The organism is Streptomyces sp. NTD107 (assembly GCF_059510435.1).
Genome location: NZ_JCAJZV010000016.1, coordinates 106428 through 122036, shown reverse-complemented (window position 1 = coordinate 122036; position 15609 = coordinate 106428). Strand labels below are relative to the sequence as shown.

Annotated in this window: 17 protein-coding genes and 1 tRNA gene; 14 read left to right on the top strand and 4 right to left on the bottom strand. The window is 71.2% G+C overall.

Going from position 1 to position 15609, the window contains the following annotated elements; genetic code table 11:
• Window positions 1-725 (bottom strand): sensor domain-containing protein (locus AC5WRL_RS25175; protein WP_496090947.1); only part of this gene is annotated, 725 nt, incomplete at its 3' end.
• Window positions 726-865: 140 nt separating this feature from the next.
• Between AC5WRL_RS25175 and AC5WRL_RS25170 the strand changes: the two genes are divergently transcribed.
• From AC5WRL_RS25170 to AC5WRL_RS25115, 12 genes are all read left to right on the top strand, one after another.
• Window positions 866-1237, top strand: a complete 372-nt coding sequence (locus AC5WRL_RS25170) for an NADH-quinone oxidoreductase subunit A (protein ID WP_030736494.1) — start codon at window positions 866-868, stop codon at window positions 1235-1237.
• A gap of 35 nt (window positions 1238-1272) precedes the next feature.
• Window positions 1273-1785: an NADH-quinone oxidoreductase subunit B gene (locus tag AC5WRL_RS25165; protein ID WP_496090951.1), complete on the top strand. Its 513-nt coding sequence runs from the start codon at window positions 1273-1275 to the stop codon at window positions 1783-1785.
• Window positions 1786-1787: 2 nt separating this feature from the next.
• The gene (locus tag AC5WRL_RS25160) at window positions 1788-2963 is read left to right on the top strand and encodes an NADH-quinone oxidoreductase subunit C (RefSeq protein WP_496090946.1); all 1176 of its coding nucleotides are present in this window, start codon (window positions 1788-1790) and stop codon (window positions 2961-2963) included.
• Entirely contained in the window at window positions 2963-3922 is a 960-nt protein-coding gene (locus AC5WRL_RS25155; protein ID WP_496090945.1) for a complex I subunit 1/NuoH family protein, read from the top strand. Before AC5WRL_RS25160 ends, AC5WRL_RS25155 begins: the two co-directional genes overlap by 1 nt.
• A 47-nt stretch (window positions 3923-3969) precedes the next feature.
• Window positions 3970-4461 carry a 4Fe-4S binding protein gene (locus tag AC5WRL_RS25150; protein WP_496090950.1) on the top strand — a complete coding sequence of 164 codons (492 nt, stop codon included), beginning with the start codon at window positions 3970-3972 and terminating at the stop codon, window positions 4459-4461.
• A complete protein-coding gene (locus AC5WRL_RS25145; RefSeq protein WP_496090944.1) occupies window positions 4458-4970 on the top strand; it encodes an NADH-quinone oxidoreductase subunit J family protein in 513 nt (170 codons plus the stop codon). Before AC5WRL_RS25150 ends, AC5WRL_RS25145 begins: the two co-directional genes overlap by 4 nt.
• Window positions 4970-5299 (top strand): NADH-quinone oxidoreductase subunit NuoK, encoded by a 330-nt coding sequence (nuoK, locus tag AC5WRL_RS25140; RefSeq protein WP_496090943.1) that lies wholly within the window; start codon window positions 4970-4972, stop codon window positions 5297-5299. Before AC5WRL_RS25145 ends, nuoK begins: the two co-directional genes overlap by 1 nt.
• Entirely contained in the window at window positions 5296-7203 is a 1908-nt protein-coding gene (locus tag AC5WRL_RS25135) for an NADH-quinone oxidoreductase subunit 5 family protein (protein WP_496090942.1), read from the top strand. Before nuoK ends, AC5WRL_RS25135 begins: the two co-directional genes overlap by 4 nt.
• 10 nt (window positions 7204-7213) lie before the next feature.
• Complete coding sequence (locus AC5WRL_RS25130) at window positions 7214-8776, top strand: complex I subunit 4 family protein (protein WP_496090941.1); 1563 nt, start codon at window positions 7214-7216, stop codon at window positions 8774-8776.
• Window positions 8773-10266, top strand: coding sequence for an NADH-quinone oxidoreductase subunit N (locus tag AC5WRL_RS25125; RefSeq protein ID WP_496090940.1), 1494 nt, complete (start codon window positions 8773-8775; stop codon window positions 10264-10266). Before AC5WRL_RS25130 ends, AC5WRL_RS25125 begins: the two co-directional genes overlap by 4 nt.
• A gap of 106 nt (window positions 10267-10372) precedes the next feature.
• Window positions 10373-11233, top strand: coding sequence for a zinc metalloprotease HtpX (gene htpX, locus AC5WRL_RS25120; protein WP_496090939.1), 861 nt, complete (start codon window positions 10373-10375; stop codon window positions 11231-11233).
• A 12-nt stretch (window positions 11234-11245) separates the two neighbouring features.
• On the top strand, window positions 11246-11653 hold the full coding sequence (locus AC5WRL_RS25115; RefSeq protein ID WP_496090938.1) for a YccF domain-containing protein: 408 nt from the start codon (window positions 11246-11248) through the stop codon (window positions 11651-11653).
• Window positions 11654-11677: 24 nt separating this feature from the next.
• On the opposite strand, the gene AC5WRL_RS25110 is transcribed toward AC5WRL_RS25115, so the two are convergent.
• On the bottom strand, window positions 11678-12166 hold the full coding sequence (locus AC5WRL_RS25110) for a YajQ family cyclic di-GMP-binding protein (protein WP_496090937.1): 489 nt from the start codon (window positions 12164-12166) through the stop codon (window positions 11678-11680).
• Window positions 12167-12317: 151 nt separating this feature from the next.
• On the opposite strand from AC5WRL_RS25110, the gene AC5WRL_RS25105 reads away from it, so the two are divergent.
• Window positions 12318-12399: transfer RNA gene (locus AC5WRL_RS25105), tRNA-Tyr, on the top strand.
• Window positions 12400-12572: 173 nt separating this feature from the next.
• Here the strand turns inward: AC5WRL_RS25105 and AC5WRL_RS25100 are convergent.
• Both AC5WRL_RS25100 and AC5WRL_RS25095 read right to left on the bottom strand, forming a co-directional pair.
• Window positions 12573-13943: a site-specific integrase gene (locus AC5WRL_RS25100; RefSeq protein ID WP_496090936.1), complete on the bottom strand. Its 1371-nt coding sequence runs from the start codon at window positions 13941-13943 to the stop codon at window positions 12573-12575.
• Between the two features lie 66 nt (window positions 13944-14009).
• The gene (locus tag AC5WRL_RS25095) at window positions 14010-14198 is read right to left on the bottom strand and encodes a helix-turn-helix transcriptional regulator (protein ID WP_496090949.1); all 189 of its coding nucleotides are present in this window, start codon (window positions 14196-14198) and stop codon (window positions 14010-14012) included.
• Between the two features lie 321 nt (window positions 14199-14519).
• Between AC5WRL_RS25095 and AC5WRL_RS25090 the strand changes: the two genes are divergently transcribed.
• Complete coding sequence (locus AC5WRL_RS25090) at window positions 14520-15593, top strand: hypothetical protein (protein WP_496090935.1); 1074 nt, start codon at window positions 14520-14522, stop codon at window positions 15591-15593.
• Window positions 15594-15609 lie beyond the last annotated feature (16 nt).

Sequence of the window (15609 nt, the reverse complement as noted above, 5' to 3'; positions counted from 1 at the left end):
CGGGCGGCGTCCTCCGGTGAGCTGAGCAGCTTCTCCTTGGCGAGACCGAGGTCCATGGCGAGCGAGACGAGGCGGGCCTGGGCGCCATCGTGCAGATCGCGTTCGATGCGGCGCAGATCGGCCGCCGAGGTGTCCAGCACGGAGGCCCGGTCGGACTCCAGCTCGGCGATCCGCCGCTCCAGCCCGTCGGAGGGCGACAGCAGGGCCCGTACCAGCGCCCGGTCGACGTGGCTCGCGCCGCGCGCCAGCCAGGGCAGCAGCGGCCACAGGAGCAGGAAGCACGGGAAGAACGCCGCGAAGGTGAACAGCCCCCAGGCCAGCCGGACCGGGAAGAACAGCGCGGTGCGCCAGCCGACCGGGTCCTTGAGCGTGCTCCACAGCCAGCCGAAGAAGCCGGCCCCCCGGTAGGTGGCGGCCAGCGGGCTGGGCTCCTCGACCCGCAGCCCGAGCAGGGCACGGGCGCGGGCCCGCTCCCCGCGGCCGAGGAGGCGGACGCCGGTGAGCCCGGCGGCCAGGAACGGCAGCCCGACGGCGGTGAGCGACAGCAGGGCGGCGGCGAAGATCCACACCGTGACGAAGACGAAGGCGACGAGGTCGAGCGCCCAGCTGGTGGTGAGGTAGACCAGCTCGCGCCAGGTCTGTGCGCTGAGCGCGGGGCGCGGGGGCGCCAGCGGCTCGGTGGGCGCAAGGACGGGGCCGCGGCGGCCGGTGATGCTGGGGGTCATGCCGTCAAGACTGCCCTGGCGCACGCGGGCGCTGCCATGGGGCGCATCGGTGGACGGCGGTAGGGCTACCCCCACCTTTCCGCTACCCCCTAGACTCCCGTGCTGACAGATCACCGGGCGCGCCGGAGGGGCAGGCAACCGTGCCGGAATACTTCCACGGCTACGCGGTCGTCGGCCTTGTGGCTGTGGTCGGCGCCGTCTTCGTCGCGGTGGCCTTCACCGCGGGGCGGCTGCTGCGCCCCGTGGTGCCCACCCCTGAGAAGCTCATGGTGTACGAGTGCGGGGTCGACCCGGTCGGGGAGGGCTGGGCGCACACCCAGGTGCGGTACTACATCTACGCGTTTCTGTATGTGATCTTCGCGGTGGACGCGATCTTCCTCTTCCCGTGGGCGACGGTCTTCGCGGGCGAGGGCTTCGGCGGTACGACGCTGGTGGAGATGTTCGTCTTCCTGGGCTTTTTGACGGTGGGGCTGCTGTACGCGTGGAAGAAGGGCGTTCTGACGTGGACGTGAAACTCGGCGCGCTCGCGCGGCTGGCTCCCGAGCCGATGAAGGTGGTGCTCAACTGGGGCCGCCGGTACAGCCTGTGGGTGTTCAACTTCGGACTGGCCTGCTGCGCCATCGAGTTCATCGCGGCGTCGATGTCGCGGCACGACTTCATCCGGCTGGGTGTCATCCCGTTCGCGCCGGGGCCCCGGCAGGCGGACCTGATGGTGGTGTCCGGGACGGTGACCGACAAGATGGCGCCGGCGGTGAAGCGGCTGTACGAGCAGATGCCGGAGCCGAAGTACGTGATCTCGTTCGGGGCCTGCTCGAACTGCGGTGGCCCGTACTGGGATTCGTACGCGGTGACCAAGGGGGTGGACCAGATCATCCCGGTGGACGTGTACGTACCGGGCTGTCCGCCACGCCCCGAGGCGCTGCTCCAGGGGATTTTGAAGTTGCAGGAGAAGATCGCGGAGGAGTCGACGGCGGAGCGGTACGGGGCGCCCGCCCCGGCGCCCTCGTCGCCCTCGTCGCCATCGGCGGCGGAACTGACGAGCGGACTGGTCACCCGGTGACCGTGACGTTCGGAGAGGACGCCACGGAGTCGGTGGCGTACGGCCTGCGGACCGTGGATGTGCCGGCCGGGCGCTGGCTCGCGGTGCTGCGGATCGCGCGGGACGAACTGGGCTGCACGTTCTTCGACTGGCTGAGCGCGGTGGACGAGGGCCCGGACGGCTTCCGGGTGTGCGCGCACGTGGTGGCGCTGGGCGCGCCGCCGCGCGGGGTGCTGCTGCGGACGCTGGTGCCGCGCGAGTCGCCTGCGCTGGCGAGCGCGACGGAGGTGTACGCGGGCGCGGCGTGGCACGAGCGGGAGACCCGGGAGATGTTCGGGGTCGACTTCCCCGGCCACCCCGGGCTGACGCCGCTGCTGCTGCCGGACAGCTTCGAGGGCCATCCGCTGCGGAAGGACTTCGTCCTGGCGGCGCGGGTGGCGAAGGCGTGGCCGGGCGCGAAGGAACCGGGCGAGTCGGGCCACGGTGCGCCGAAGCGCCGCCAGACCCTGCCGCCGGGCGTGCCCGACCCGAACGAATGGGGCCCCCAGAAGGGCCAGCTCCCCCCGGCGGCCCCGGCACGGCCGGCCCGAGCGGCACGCCGCACGCCGGAGGGCGAAGCCCCGCCACGCGCGCCGAGGCGCGCCCGCTCGGCGGGCGAGGGTTCGGCGAGCCAACGCCCGGCCGGGGCCGCTGGACGTCCCACCGGGGGCGACACCCCGACGCCGGACGCTCCGCGTCCGCCGCGTCGGTCGCGTTCGGCGGGCGAGGGTTCGGCGAGCCGGCGGGAGGGTGCTGGGGGCCCCGCTGGAAGCGGGGACGCACCGCAGGACGCTCCGCGCTCGGCGGATCAGCGCCCGGCCGGTGGCGGTCCGGCCGCGGGCCGGGCCGACCACTCCGCTGCGGAGACCGCCGACCCGGCGGGTGGCGCTTCGCGTCCCGCCCCCGCCTCGTCGTCGCGTGGTCGGGGCGGTGACGCGCCCTGGCACCATCCGGAGCCCGCGTTCGCCGACGCCGACGCCGACGCCGACACCCGCTTTGCCCCCGACGCCGGCCGCGCTCCCACGCCCGATCCCGGCGACGGCGCATCGCCACCGGAGACGGCGGAAAGCCCCGAGCCCCCGCGGGCGCCTGACCGGGGACGTGGTGGCGACGGTCGGGCGCGTACAGAAGGGGATGACGCGGGGGAGGGGGACGGCTGATGGACGCGCTGGATGTGGCGGTTCGGGTGGCGGCCGTCTTTGTCGCCTTTCTCATTCTCCCGCTGCTCGTCGGGCAGCTGGAACACAAGGTCATGGCCCACATGCAGGGCAGGGTCGGCCCGATGCACGCCGGTGGCTTCCATGGCTGGGCGCAACTCGTCGCGGACGGGGTGAAGTTCGTCCAGAAGGAGGACACCGTCCCGGAGGGTGCCGACCGCCGGGTGTTCCAACTGGCCCCGGCGGTGGCCCTCATCCCGTACCTCGTCGTCATCGTCGCCATCCCGCTCGGCCCTGCCGGGGCCGTGGGTCAGGTCATCGACGCCGGGATCTTCTTCGTGCTCGCCGTCCTCGGCGTCGGCATCCTCGGCTCGCTCATGGGTGGCTGGGCCTCCGCCAACAAGTACTCGCTGCTCGGCGCGCTGCGCACCGCCGCCCAGCTGATGGCGTACGAGCTGCCGCTGCTCCTCGCCGCCGCCTCCGTGGTGATGGCGGCCGGCACGCTCTCGCTCACCGGGATCCTCGCCGCGTTCGAGTGGTGGTGGGTGCCCTGGCAGCTGCTGGGCGCGTTCGTGTTCTTCACGGCCGGCATGGCGGAGCTGCAACGCCCGCCGTTCGACGCCCCGATCGCGCCGGAGGAGATCATCTTCGGCGCGTACACCGAGTACTCGGGCCTGCGCTTCGCGCTGTTCCTGCTCGCCGAGTACGCGGGCATCGTGGTCATCTCGGCGCTGACCGCCGTCCTCTTCCTCGGCGGCTGGCACGGCCCGCTCAGCGACTCGCTCGGCTGGCTGTGGATGCTGCTGAAGACGGCGGCGCTCAGTTTCGTCGTCATCTGGACGCGGGTGGCCTGGCCGCGGCTGCGCGCCGACCAGATCCAGAAGTTCGCGTGGACGGTCCTCGTCCCCCTCGCCCTGGCGCAGCTCGCGCTGACCGGCGTCATCAAGGTGGTGATCTCTTGAGTTACGGATCGGGCCTCGCCAAGGGGCTGGCGATCACGCTGCGCACCATGACCCGGCGTTCGGTCACCCAGCACTATCCGGAGGCGCAGCCCGAGCTGCCGCCGCGCAGTCGCGGCGTGATCGCGCTGTTCGAGGAGAACTGCACGGTGTGCATGCTGTGTGCGCGCGAGTGCCCGGACTGGTGCATCTACATCGACTCGCACAAGGAGACGCTCCCGGCTGCGGCGCCGGGCGGGCGGGAGCGCAGCCGCAACGTACTGGACCGGTTCGCGATCGACTTCGCGCTGTGCATGTACTGCGGCATCTGCGTGGAGGTGTGCCCGTTCGACGCGCTGTTCTGGTCGCCGGAGTTCGAGTACGCGGAGACCGACATCCGCGAGCTGACGCACGAGCGCGACCGGCTGCGCGAGTGGATGTGGACGGTGCCGGAGCCGCCGCCGCTCACCGAGTCCGCCGAGGAGCCGAAGGAACTGGCGGCGGCCCGCAAGGCCGCCGAGCGGCAGGCCGCCGAGCGGCAGGGCGGGGGCCCGGCCTCGTGAACCTGCTGGAGGTGATCTTCCTCCTGGTCTCGGTCGTCGTGCTCGGCGCGGCCGTCCTGTGCGTCACCAGCACCCGGCTGGTGCGGGCGGCGCTGTGGCTGGTGGTGGCGCTCGGCGGGCTCGCCGTGCAGTACCTGCTCCTCACCGCCGAGTTCGTGGCGTGGGTGCAGGTGCTGATCTATCTGGGTTCGGTCGTCGTCCTGCTGCTCTTCGGACTGATGCTGACGAAGGCGCCGATCGGCCCGTCCCCGGACGCGGATTCCGGCAACCGTCCGGTGGCGCTGACGGTCGCCGGGGCGTCGGCGGTCGCGCTGGTGGTGCTGGTGGCGGACGCGTTCCGGGGCGAGGTGATCGACCTCGACCCGCCGCACGGCCGTACCGACGCGATCGGCGAGAGCCTCTTCGCGCACTGGGTGCTCCCGTTCGAGGCGCTGTCGGTCCTGCTCCTCGCCGCGCTGGTCGGCGCGATCGTCGTGTCCCGTACCCGCACCGGGGAGGAGCGCCGCTGATGGAACTCCACCTCCTCTACCCCGCGCTGGTCGCCGTGCTGCTGTTCTGCGTGGGCCTGTACGGGGTGCTGGCGCGCCGCAACGCGATCCTCGTCCTCATGTCGGTCGAGCTGATGCTCGCCGCCGTGATGCTGAACCTGGTCGCCTTCGACGTCTGGCTGCGCGACAGCCTGCACTCGGGGCAGGTGTTCACGCTCTTCCTCATCGCCCTCGCCGCCGCCGAGATCGGCATCGGCCTCGCCATCGTGCTGCTCGTCCACCGCAACCGCGGTGTCTCCTCCGTGGACCGACTCCGCGAAACGGGTGAGCGCCGGGAGAAGGCCCAGTGACCGTTACGACCGCCGCTGTCCTCGTACCGCTGCTGCCCGCGCTGGCCGCCGCGCTGATCTTTCTCACCGGGCGCCGCGCCCCGGGGTTCGTGCAGCCGCTCGCCGTGCTGCCGACGCTGGCCGCCGCCGGGCTCGCCATCTATGTGGCGGCCCGCCAGGGCCCGGACGGCGAGCCGGTCACCGCCGCGCACCGCCTGGCCCCCACCGGGAACGACGCGCTGCCCATCGAACTGGCGCTGCGCCTGGACGGGTTCGCGGTGCTGGTGGCGGTGCTGGTGGCGGTGGTCGCCGGGTGCGTACAGCTGTACTCGACCGGCTATCTGCGCGGTGACCGGCGCTACCCCTCGTACGCCGCGCTGGTGTCGCTCTTCACCTCGGCGATGCTGCTGGTCGTCTACACCGACGATCTGATCATCCTCCTCGTCGGCTGGGAGGTGATGGGCATCTGCTCCTACTTCCTCGTCGGCCACTACTGGGAGACCGCCACCGCCCGCGCCGCCTCGCTCAAGGCGTTCCTGGTCACCAAGCTCGGCGACGTCCCGTTCCTCATCGGCATCCTCGCCCTCGCCTCCGACGCCGGCACCTTCCGCATCTCCACCATCGTCACCCGGCTCACCTCCTCCCTCTCCTCCTTCGAGCTGAGCCACCCCACCCTCATCGCGCTGCTCCTCCTCGCGGGCGTCGCCGGCAAGTCGGCGCAGGTCCCGCTGCACACCTGGCTGCCGGACGCGATGGCCGGCCCCACCCCCGCCTCCGCGCTGATCCACGCCGCGACGATGGTGGCGGCCGGCGTCTACTTCATCGCCCGCCTGCTCCCCGTCTTCACCGCCTCCACGGCCGCGCTGACCGTGCTCGCCGTCCTCGCCGCGCTCACCATGGCCGGCTCGGCGCTCGCCGCGCTCGCCCAGGACGACATCAAACGGATACTGGCCTACTCCACCATCGGCCAGCTCGGCCTGATGACGGGCGCGCTGGCGGTCGGCGACCGCGAGGCGGCGGTCTTCCACCTCCTCACCCACGGCGCGTTCAAGGCCCTCCTCTTCCTCGCCGCCGGGGTCATCATCCACACCGCGGGTACCGGCTCGCTCCGCGCGCTGTCCCGGCTGCGCGGCCTCAAGGAGCGCGCCCCGGACGCGTACTGGACGATGACGATCGGGCTGCTGGCGTTGGCCGCGATCCCGCCGTTCTCCGGGTTCTTCTCCAAGGAGGCGGTGATAGGCGCGGCCGAACACGCCGCGCTCGACGACGGAACGGCGGCCGGCTGGATCGTGCTCGTCACCGCCCTCCTCACCGCGCTGCTGACCGCCGCCTACGCCGCCCGGCTGTGGCTGGTCACCTTCCACGACCCCGTGCACGCCCGCCCCGAGCCGCTGCCGCCCACCGTCGTCCACGAGGACAGCACCCCGGTGATGACCTCCGTGCTGTGGCTGCTGGCGGTGCCCGCCCTGCTCCTCGGCCTCGCCTACCGCGCGCTCCCCGACTGGCTGGACGGCGGCTCGCTCGCCCCCACCCTCACCACCTCGGCGCTCGCCACCGCCGCCGCCCTCATCGGCGGTCTGATCATGTACGCGGGCTGGCGGCGGGCGTACGAGGCGGACGCCGCCGTCGACCCGGGCCCCGGCCTTCTCGGGCCGCTGTACGCCCCGGCCGGCGCCGGCTTCCGGCTGGACGCCGCCTACCGGGCCGCGTTCGTCCGCCCCACCCAGGCCGCCGCGCGGCTCGTCCGGTTCCTCGACCGCACCGTCATCGACACCTATGTACGCGGCGCCGCCACCGCCCCCGGGCTGCTGGGCACCCTCACCCGCCGCGCCCAGACCGGCAACGTCCAGACGTACCTGGCCGCCCTGATCGGCGGCGCCCTGGTGCTCGCCGTCGCCGCCGTACTCGTCGCCGCCGGAGAGTGAGCCGAACCCCATGACGACCGCTCAGCTCCTCCTCATCGCCATCGTCGCCCTCCCCCTCCTCGGGGCCGCCACCGCCCTGCTGCCCGCCCCGCCGGGGCTGCGCGGCAGCTCCCCGGAACAGGCCGTGCTGCGCCACGGGGTGACCGTCACCGGCGCCGTGCTGGCCGCCGCGATCGCGCTGCTCGCCGTCTTCGACCACGCCGACCCCGGCCGCATGCAGGGCACCACCGACATCGGCTGGATCCCTGCCCTCGACATCCGCCTCCACCTCGGCGTGGACGGCATCTCGCTCCCCCTCCTGCTGCTCACCGCGCTGCTGGGCTTCCTGTGCGCGGTGTACGCGTACGTCGTCCGCCCCGAGCACGCACGCGCCTACACCGCACTGGTCCTGCTCCTGGAGGGCGGCACCCTCGCCACCTTCGCGGTGCTGGACCTGGTGCTGTTCTTCCTCGCCTTCGAGATGGTCCTCATCCCGATGTACTTCCTCATCGCCCGCTGGGGCGGGGCGGGGCGGGAGCCGGCGGCGTGGAAGTTCATCCTCTACACCCTCACCGGCTCGGTGGTGATGCTGCTCGGGCTGCTGCTGATCGGCGTCAAGGGCGGCACCTTCGACATGGTGGCCCTCGCCGAGGCACAGGGCGCCGGGCTGACCCACACCACCCAGCTGCTGGCGGTGCTCGCCATCGGCCTCGGCTTCGCCGTCAAGACGCCGATGTGGCCGCTGCACAGCTGGCTGCCCGACGCCCACACGGCGGCGCCGACCACCGGCTCCGTGCTGCTGGCCGGGGTGCTGCTGAAGATGGGCACGTACGGTCTGGTGCGGATCGCGCTGCCCATCGCGCCGGACGGGATGCGGACGTTCGCCCCGTACCTGGCCGCCTTCGCCGTCACCGGCATCATCTACGGATCGCTGGCCTGCCTGGCGCTGGTACGGGAGGGGGCGGGCGGCGACCTCAAGCGGCTGATCGCGTACTCCTCGGTCGGCCACATGGGCTTCGTCCTGCTGGGCATCGCCACCCTCACCCCCACCGGGGTGAACGGCGCACTGTTCGCGAACGTCGCCCACGGCCTGATCACCGGCCTGCTGTTCTTCCTGGTCGGCGCGGTGAAGGAGCGCACCGGGTCCACCGACCTGGACAGCCTGGCCCGCACCGCGGGGGCGGCGCTGTACGGGCGGACCCCGCGGCTGGGCGGCCTGCTGGCGTTCGCCGCGATCGCCTCCCTCGGGCTGCCGGGGCTGGCCGGCTTCTGGGGCGAACTCCTCGCCATGCTCGGCGCCTTCCAGCCGGCCGACGGCCTCAGCCGCCCCGCGTACCTCACCTACCTCGCGGTCGCCGGGCTCGGCACGCTGCTGACCGCCGCGTACCTGCTGCTGATGGTGCGCCGGGTGTGCATGGGCCCGGCCGGCCCGTACCAGGACCCCCTCCCTGACCTGCGCGGCCACGAGTACGCGGCCTTCACCCCGCTCGTCGTGCTCACCCTGGTGGCGGGCCTGTGGCCGGCCGTCCTGCTGAACCTCACCGATCCCGCCGTGCGGGACCTCCTGCACCTCCTGCCGGGAGTCACCCGATGAACCTCATCCAGAGCGTCGACTGGGTGACGATCGCGCCGCCCGTGCTGGTGGCCGTCACCGCCGTGGCCGTACTGGTCACCGACCTGTTCCTGCCCGCCGCGCGCAAGGGGTGGCTGGGCGCGGTGACGGTGGGCGGGCTCGCGCTGGCCGCGCTGTCGCTGCTGCCGCTGCGGGCGGGGGACCGTACCAGCTTCTGCCTGCCGGACGGCGGCGGCTCGTGCGCGTACGCGGCGGACACCTTCGCCGTGGTCATCCAGCTCCTGGTGCTGGCCGGCGCACTGCTCACCGCACTCCTCTCCCATCCGCTGGACCGGGACCTCCCCACCGGCGAGTTCTGGTTCCTGCTCCTGGCCTCGGCATCGGGCGCGGCGCTGCTGCCCGCCGCCCGGGACCTGGCCACACTGATCATCGCGCTGGAAGTGACGACGCTGCCGGCGTACGCCCTGGTCGGGCTGCGGCGCGGCAGCCGGCGCGGGCCGGAGTCGGCGCTGAAGTTCTTCCTCACCTCGGTGACGGCGACGGCGATCGCGCTGCTCGGGGTGAGCTTTGTGTACGCGGCGGCCGGCTCGCTGCACTTCGAGGCGATCGCGGCGGCGCTGCCCGGCGGCGCCGACCCGAAGCTGGCCACGCTGGCCGAGGTCGGGGTGGCCCTGACCCTGGTCGGCTTCGCCTTCAAGGTGGCGGCGGTCCCGTTCCACTTCTGGGTGCCGGACACCTACGCGGGGGCGCCGCTGCCGGTCGCCGGATATCTGTCGGTGGTCAGCAAGACGGCCGGCCTGGCCGGGCTGATCCTGGTGACGACGGTGGCGTTCCCGGGTTACGGCGGGCTGTGGGGGCCGGTGCTCGCGGTGCTGGCCGGGCTGACGATGACGGCGGGGAACGTGGCGGCGCTGCGTACCGACCCCGGCGCGCCGGGCAGCGCGATCCGGCTGCTGGCCTGGTCGTCGGTGGGGCAGGCGGGCTATCTGCTGGTGCCACTGGCGGCTGCGGCGTACGCCGTGGACGGGGCGATCGGGGCGAGTGTGGCGTACGCACTGATGTACGCGGCGGTGAACCTCGGCGCCTTCGCCGTGGCGGCGCACGTCGCCCGGGGGGCCGGCCGTGACGCCCGCCTGACGGACTACCGCGGGCTGTACCACCGCCACCCCGGAGCGGCACTGGCACTGGGCTTCTTCCTGCTGTGCCTGGCGGGGCTGCCGCCGGGGGTGATCGGGCTGTTCGCGAAGGTCGCGGTCTTCTCGACGGCGGTGGAGGCGGGCCTGGGGGTGCTGGCGGTGATCATGGCCCTCAATGTGGTGATCGCCCTGTACTACTACTTGCGCTGGACGGCGCTGCTGTTCGAGAAGGAGGGCACGGACGGCGTACGGGCGGAAACCCCGGCCGTGTCCGTCCCCACCCGCCTGGCCATCACCCTGTCCACCCTGGCCGCCGCGACGCTGTCCGTACTCCCGCAGCTGATCCTGACCCTCACCTCGGGCACGCTGCTGTAGCGCGGGCGCCCGGGGAACGGATGCCGGGCGCGTGGCGTTGTGCACATCGGGAGTGTCCACTGTGAGTGGAGAAACTCCGGTATCCGCACGACCAGGAGGGCTCACCGTGCACCGCCGGCACAACGGCCTGCGTACCGCCGCGCTGCTCGGCGGCATGTCCGCGCTGATCCTGCTCATCGGCAGCCTCTTCGGGCGGGGCGGCCTGATGATCGCCCTGCTGATCGCGCTGGCCACCAACGGGTACGCGTACTGGAACAGCGACAAGCTGGCCCTGCGCTCCATGCGGGCCAGGCCGGTCAGCGAATTCGAGGCACCCCAGCTGTACCGGATGGTGCGCGAGCTGGCCGGGATCGCCCGGCAGCCGATGCCCCGGCTGTACATCTCCCCGACCGAGGCACCCAACGCCTTCGCGACCGGACGCAACCCGCGCAACGCCGCCGTGTGCTGCACCGAAGGCATCCTGCGGCTGCTGGACGAACGCGAGCTGCGCGGGGTGATCGGCCACGAGCTGAGCCACGTCTACAACCGCGACATCCTGATCTCATCGGTGGCCGGCGCGATGGCCTCGGTGATCGTCTTCCTGGTGAACTTCGCCTGGCTGATCCCGTTCGGCCGGGACGACGAGGACGGCCCCGGCATCTTCGGGATGCTGCTGATGATGATCCTGGGCCCGATCGCGGCCTCGCTGATCCAGCTCGCGGTGAGCAGATCGCGGGAGTACGAGGCGGACGCCTCCGGCGCGCGGCTGACCGGCGATCCGCTGGCCCTGGCGAGCGCCCTGCGCAAACTGGAGACCGGCACCCAGCGGGCCCCGCTGCCACCGGAGCCGCAGCTGAACACCGCCAGCCACATGATGATCGCCAACCCCTTCCGGCGCGGCGACGGCATGACCCGGCTGTTCGCGACCCATCCCCCAATGGCCGAACGGATCGCGCGCCTTGAGCACATGGCGGGCGGCCGTTACTGAGACGATGAGGGGATGCGGACTCTTCTCAACATCCTCTGGCTGATCTTCTCCGGCCTGTGGCTCGCCATCGGCTACGCGGTGGCCGGCATCATCTGCTTCATCCTGGTGGTGACGATCCCCTGGGGGATCGCCTGCTTCCGGATCGCGGGATACGCCCTGTGGCCGTTCGGCTATACGGTGCGCGACCGGCACGACGCGGGCGCGGCCTCGATGCTGGGCAACGTGATCTGGCTGGTCGTGGCCGGCATCTGGATCACGATCGGTCACATCGTCGCCGGGATCAGCTTCTGCCTGACCATCATCGGCATCCCGTTCGGCATCGCGCACTTCAAGATGGTGCCGATCTCCCTGATGCCGCTCGGCAAGGAGATCGTCCCCTCGAACGCCCCGTACGCCTACCCCCACTACCGCTGGCAGTAGCGGGGGCGGGCGTACGGGGGTGGCTCACCGGTAGTTGACGAACTGCACGGCGAAGTCGAAGTCCTTCTCCCGCACCAGCCGCTGCACCTCCTGGAGGTCGTCACGGCTCTTGGAGGAGACCCGCAGCTCCTCGCCCTGCACCTGGGCCTTGACCCCCTTGGGGCCCTCGTCGCGGATCAGCTTGGCGACCTTCTTGGCGTCCTCGGTGCTGATCCCCTCCTTGATGGTGGAGAAGATCTTGTACTCCTTGCCGGAGGGCTGCGGCTCGCCGGAGTCCAGGGCCTTCAGCGAGATCCCGCGCTTGACGAGCTTGGACTGGAAGATGTCCAGAACGGCGGCGGCCCGCTCCTCGGCGTTGGCGCGGATCTCGATCTTCTCGCCCGACCAGGCGATGGAGGCGCCGACGCCCCTGAAGTCGTAGCGCTGGGACACCTCCTTGGTGGCCTGGTTGAGGGCGTTGTCGACCTCCTGCCGGTCGACCTTCGAAACGATGTCGAAACTGGAGTCGGCCATGGTCTCACTGGCTCCTGATGGCTAGATCGTCTTGGGCTGGACCCCGCACAGCCTAGTCACCCTCCCGCCCCCACCCTCCGAACAACCGAGTGGCGAACCACCCCCGTGCATCAGGTATCGTTTACGACGTCGCCAGCGCGCGACAAACCCAGGCGGTGTGCCCGAGCGGCCAAAGGGAGCAGACTGTAAATCTGCCGGCTCAGCCTTCCCAGGTTCGAATCCTGGCGCCGCCACACTGGGAAAAGTAGCCCCTGACCAGCGGAAACGCGGTCGGGGGTTTACTTATGTGCGTAGCGAGGACCATTCGTCAAAATGGCCTCCATGTCCCACTTTGCCCCACCGGATTCCGCGTGATGTCGGGCGCGTGCGGGGGATTTGTGGGGGGAAACAGGTGCCTGCTGGGGACTCATCCCCATCGCTGGAGCCATTCGCCGATGCGGCGGTTGGCGTCCTCGTCGGTGTCGTGGACGAAGCGGGCGTAGACCCGGAGCAGTACTTCGACACTGTGCCCGGCGCGCTGGGCGACGGTCTGCGGGGCGACTCCGGCGCTGAGCTGTCCGGAGAGCCCGGCGGGCCGCAGGCTGCTGGGGTTCTTGGCGAGGTCCGTGTCGAGCAGGTGCGGAGGCAGCACGGCCCTGCGCGCCCGCTCCCAGACCTCGCCGTAGCCGGTGTCCTGGAGGAGCCCGTTCCGGTTGGTGCGGAACAGACGCCCGTCCGGCGCGAATCCGTACGCCTCGATGTGCCAGCGGAGCATGGCGACCAGCTTCGGTGGAATGGGCACCAGCCGGACGGCCTTGCTGGGCCGCTTCTTCAGCCCGCGGTCGTCGTGCGCCTGCCCGCTGTTGGTCCACGCCGTGCCGACGCGGGGCCGGGTGCGCTGGTAGCCAAGCAGCCCCCAGCCGTGTTTGGGCAGGCTGCGACATCCGGCCCGATCGAGCCCAACTGCTTCCGCCGGCCGGGCGGTCCCGTAGTAGAGACACCCGAAGAAAGCGTGAAGCCGCCTTCCTCTGGCGCCCTGGACCCGTACGGCTTCAAGGAGCTGTGCCGTGAGCCGGGGGTTGGGGACGGTGGCGGGGTCGATGACCTCGTCGATGGGGTCGGGCAGGGACCACTTCACCTTGTGGATGGGGTTCTCGGCGAGCCGTCCGGCCTCGATGGCGTATTCGAGGGCGTTGTGGAAGATGGCCCGCTTGCGGCGGATGCTGATCGAGGCCGCGGTAGTCCCGTCGAGCTTCCTCTTGAGGCTGTCGAGCGCCCGGCGGGTGACGAGCGGATCGGTGAGCGCCGAGATGGGAAGCGACTTGCGCTCGAACCAGGTGAGCACGGCCCGAAGTTCTTCCGGCGGCTCGTCGTCCCAGCGGTGCCGGTTGAAGGCCCAGCTGTAGAGGGCGGTGCGGACGGTGCTCTTGTCGGCCATGCCCCGGGTGTCGGTGACGAGGGCGGGGGTGACGGTGGCCATGGCCTCGGCGAGGGTCCGGCGGGTGGAGGCGGGGGCGTCGGTCCACTTCATGTCGATGTACTCGCGGGCGTGCCGGTACCAGGGCACGTCGTTGCGGCGCCGCAGTTCGGAGACGGGCAGCCCGGTGGCCTCGTCAAAGGCTTCGCCGCGCTGGACGGCGACCATGAGTTCCGCGCGGCGGTTGTCGGCGAGGGTGAAGGTGTCGAAGGTATTGGATTGTTCCTCGTTGCCCACCATCCAGCGCAGTTCGAACGACGTGCTGCGGGTCCAGGTCCGTTCCCGGATGGACCAGATCTTGACTTTGAAGCTGTGCCCCAACGGGGCTCTCCTTTCATGGAGCGGCGCCCGGCCGTGCCGGGCGCCGAAGGTGTCGGAGACGGATGGTCAGGCGGCGTTCTCGGTCAACTCGTCCAGCCAGGCATCCAGGTCGGCCCGCCGGACCCGGAGGTGCCCGTTGGGCAGCTTGTGCAGCCGGGGGGCCTGGCCCCGGGACCGCATCCGGTAGAAGCTGGCGCGGCTCATGCGGAGTGTCTGAAGGACCTCGGAGAGCTTGAGCATGTCGGTCTGACGCATGGTCATGTCCCTTCCAGAAGGGCGACCCCTCTGGGGTGCCCATAAACGAATGTTTATGAACCATACGGTGACAGTAAGGGCCTTCTGGCGATGGTCGACGCTCGGGTCGCTCGGACGAGTGAGGCGGTTCACCAACACGTGTGAATGGGCGGGCGAATCCTCGTGCAATCCGCATTTATGGACTGGTTTTCCGGAAGTGACGTCCATAGTTGATGCAAGAAGGCGGCGGTCCGGAGATTAGGCCCTCCGGACCGCCTGGTTCTCCGCCTGTGTCGTGAATCTACGGAGGTCACCGAGTATGCCGTACCCCTTCGGGCTTCGATGCCCGGCCGCACCTGGGCCGGCGACCCGGTGAGCCGATACGGCCGCATCGAGCGCGGCTACATGGCCGCGGACCGGTTCGTTCAGATCTCCAACGACCTCGTCCGCGACCGCAGACTGACCCGCAAAGCCCGCGGCCTGTTCGCCGAGATCGCCTCGCACCGCGACGGCTTCGGCATCACTGTGGAAGCCCTGGTCCGCACCGGGCCGGAAGGCCGTGACGCCATTACCAGTGGCCTCAAGGAACTGGAACGGCTCGGGTACCTGGCGCGGCATCAGGAGCGTGACGAGCGAGGCCGTCTGGGCACCGCCGTCTACCGCATCACCGACTCCCCGGCACAGTCCGAGAACGCGGAAAACCCCAGGTCGGAACCGTTGACGGAAAACCCGGCGACGGGTGAACCGGCGACGGGTGACCCGAAGCCTAAGAAGACCAAGATCAAGAAGACCAGCAACCAGAAGACACACCCCTCCACTCCTTCCCACCAGGGCACCGTGCGGAAGGAGATCGCTTCCGGGAAGCGGAAGGGAACGGCTCCGCCGGAGCCCGCCCCGGCAAGCCCTGGGGTCTCGCTGCTGCTGGGGATCGGGGCCCGGGACCAGAGGCTCGGCATCGGGGGCCAGGTCCTCAGCCAGCTGGGCGCACGACTAGACACCTTGCTCGCAACGGGCTGGTCAGCCGCAGATCTGCACGCCGCACTGAGCGGTGGACTGCCGATTCGGGTGACCAGTCCGGCCGGGTTCCTGGCCCGCCGCATCGACGCCATCCCCGCCGTGCCGACCACCTTCTCCTCTCCCGATCCGATCCCACCGACCGGCGGCGAGACGTACGTTCCGCCCCGCTTCGGCGACCACGCAGGCACTCCACCGCTGCCCGAGTGCGAGGACTGCGGAGTCCCACCCGTCCCCGGCTACGGCCGGTGCGCCGCCTGCATGGACTGGCCCTTCTGCGACGGCTGCCAGCGCCGCCGCACCATCCCCGGCGGCAACGGCCTGTGCCGCACCTGCGGCGAAGACGAACACGAATGGCAGGCCGCCGCCGACGCGTTCAACACACTTCTGGGGGACCGATGACCACCACCACGCCTAC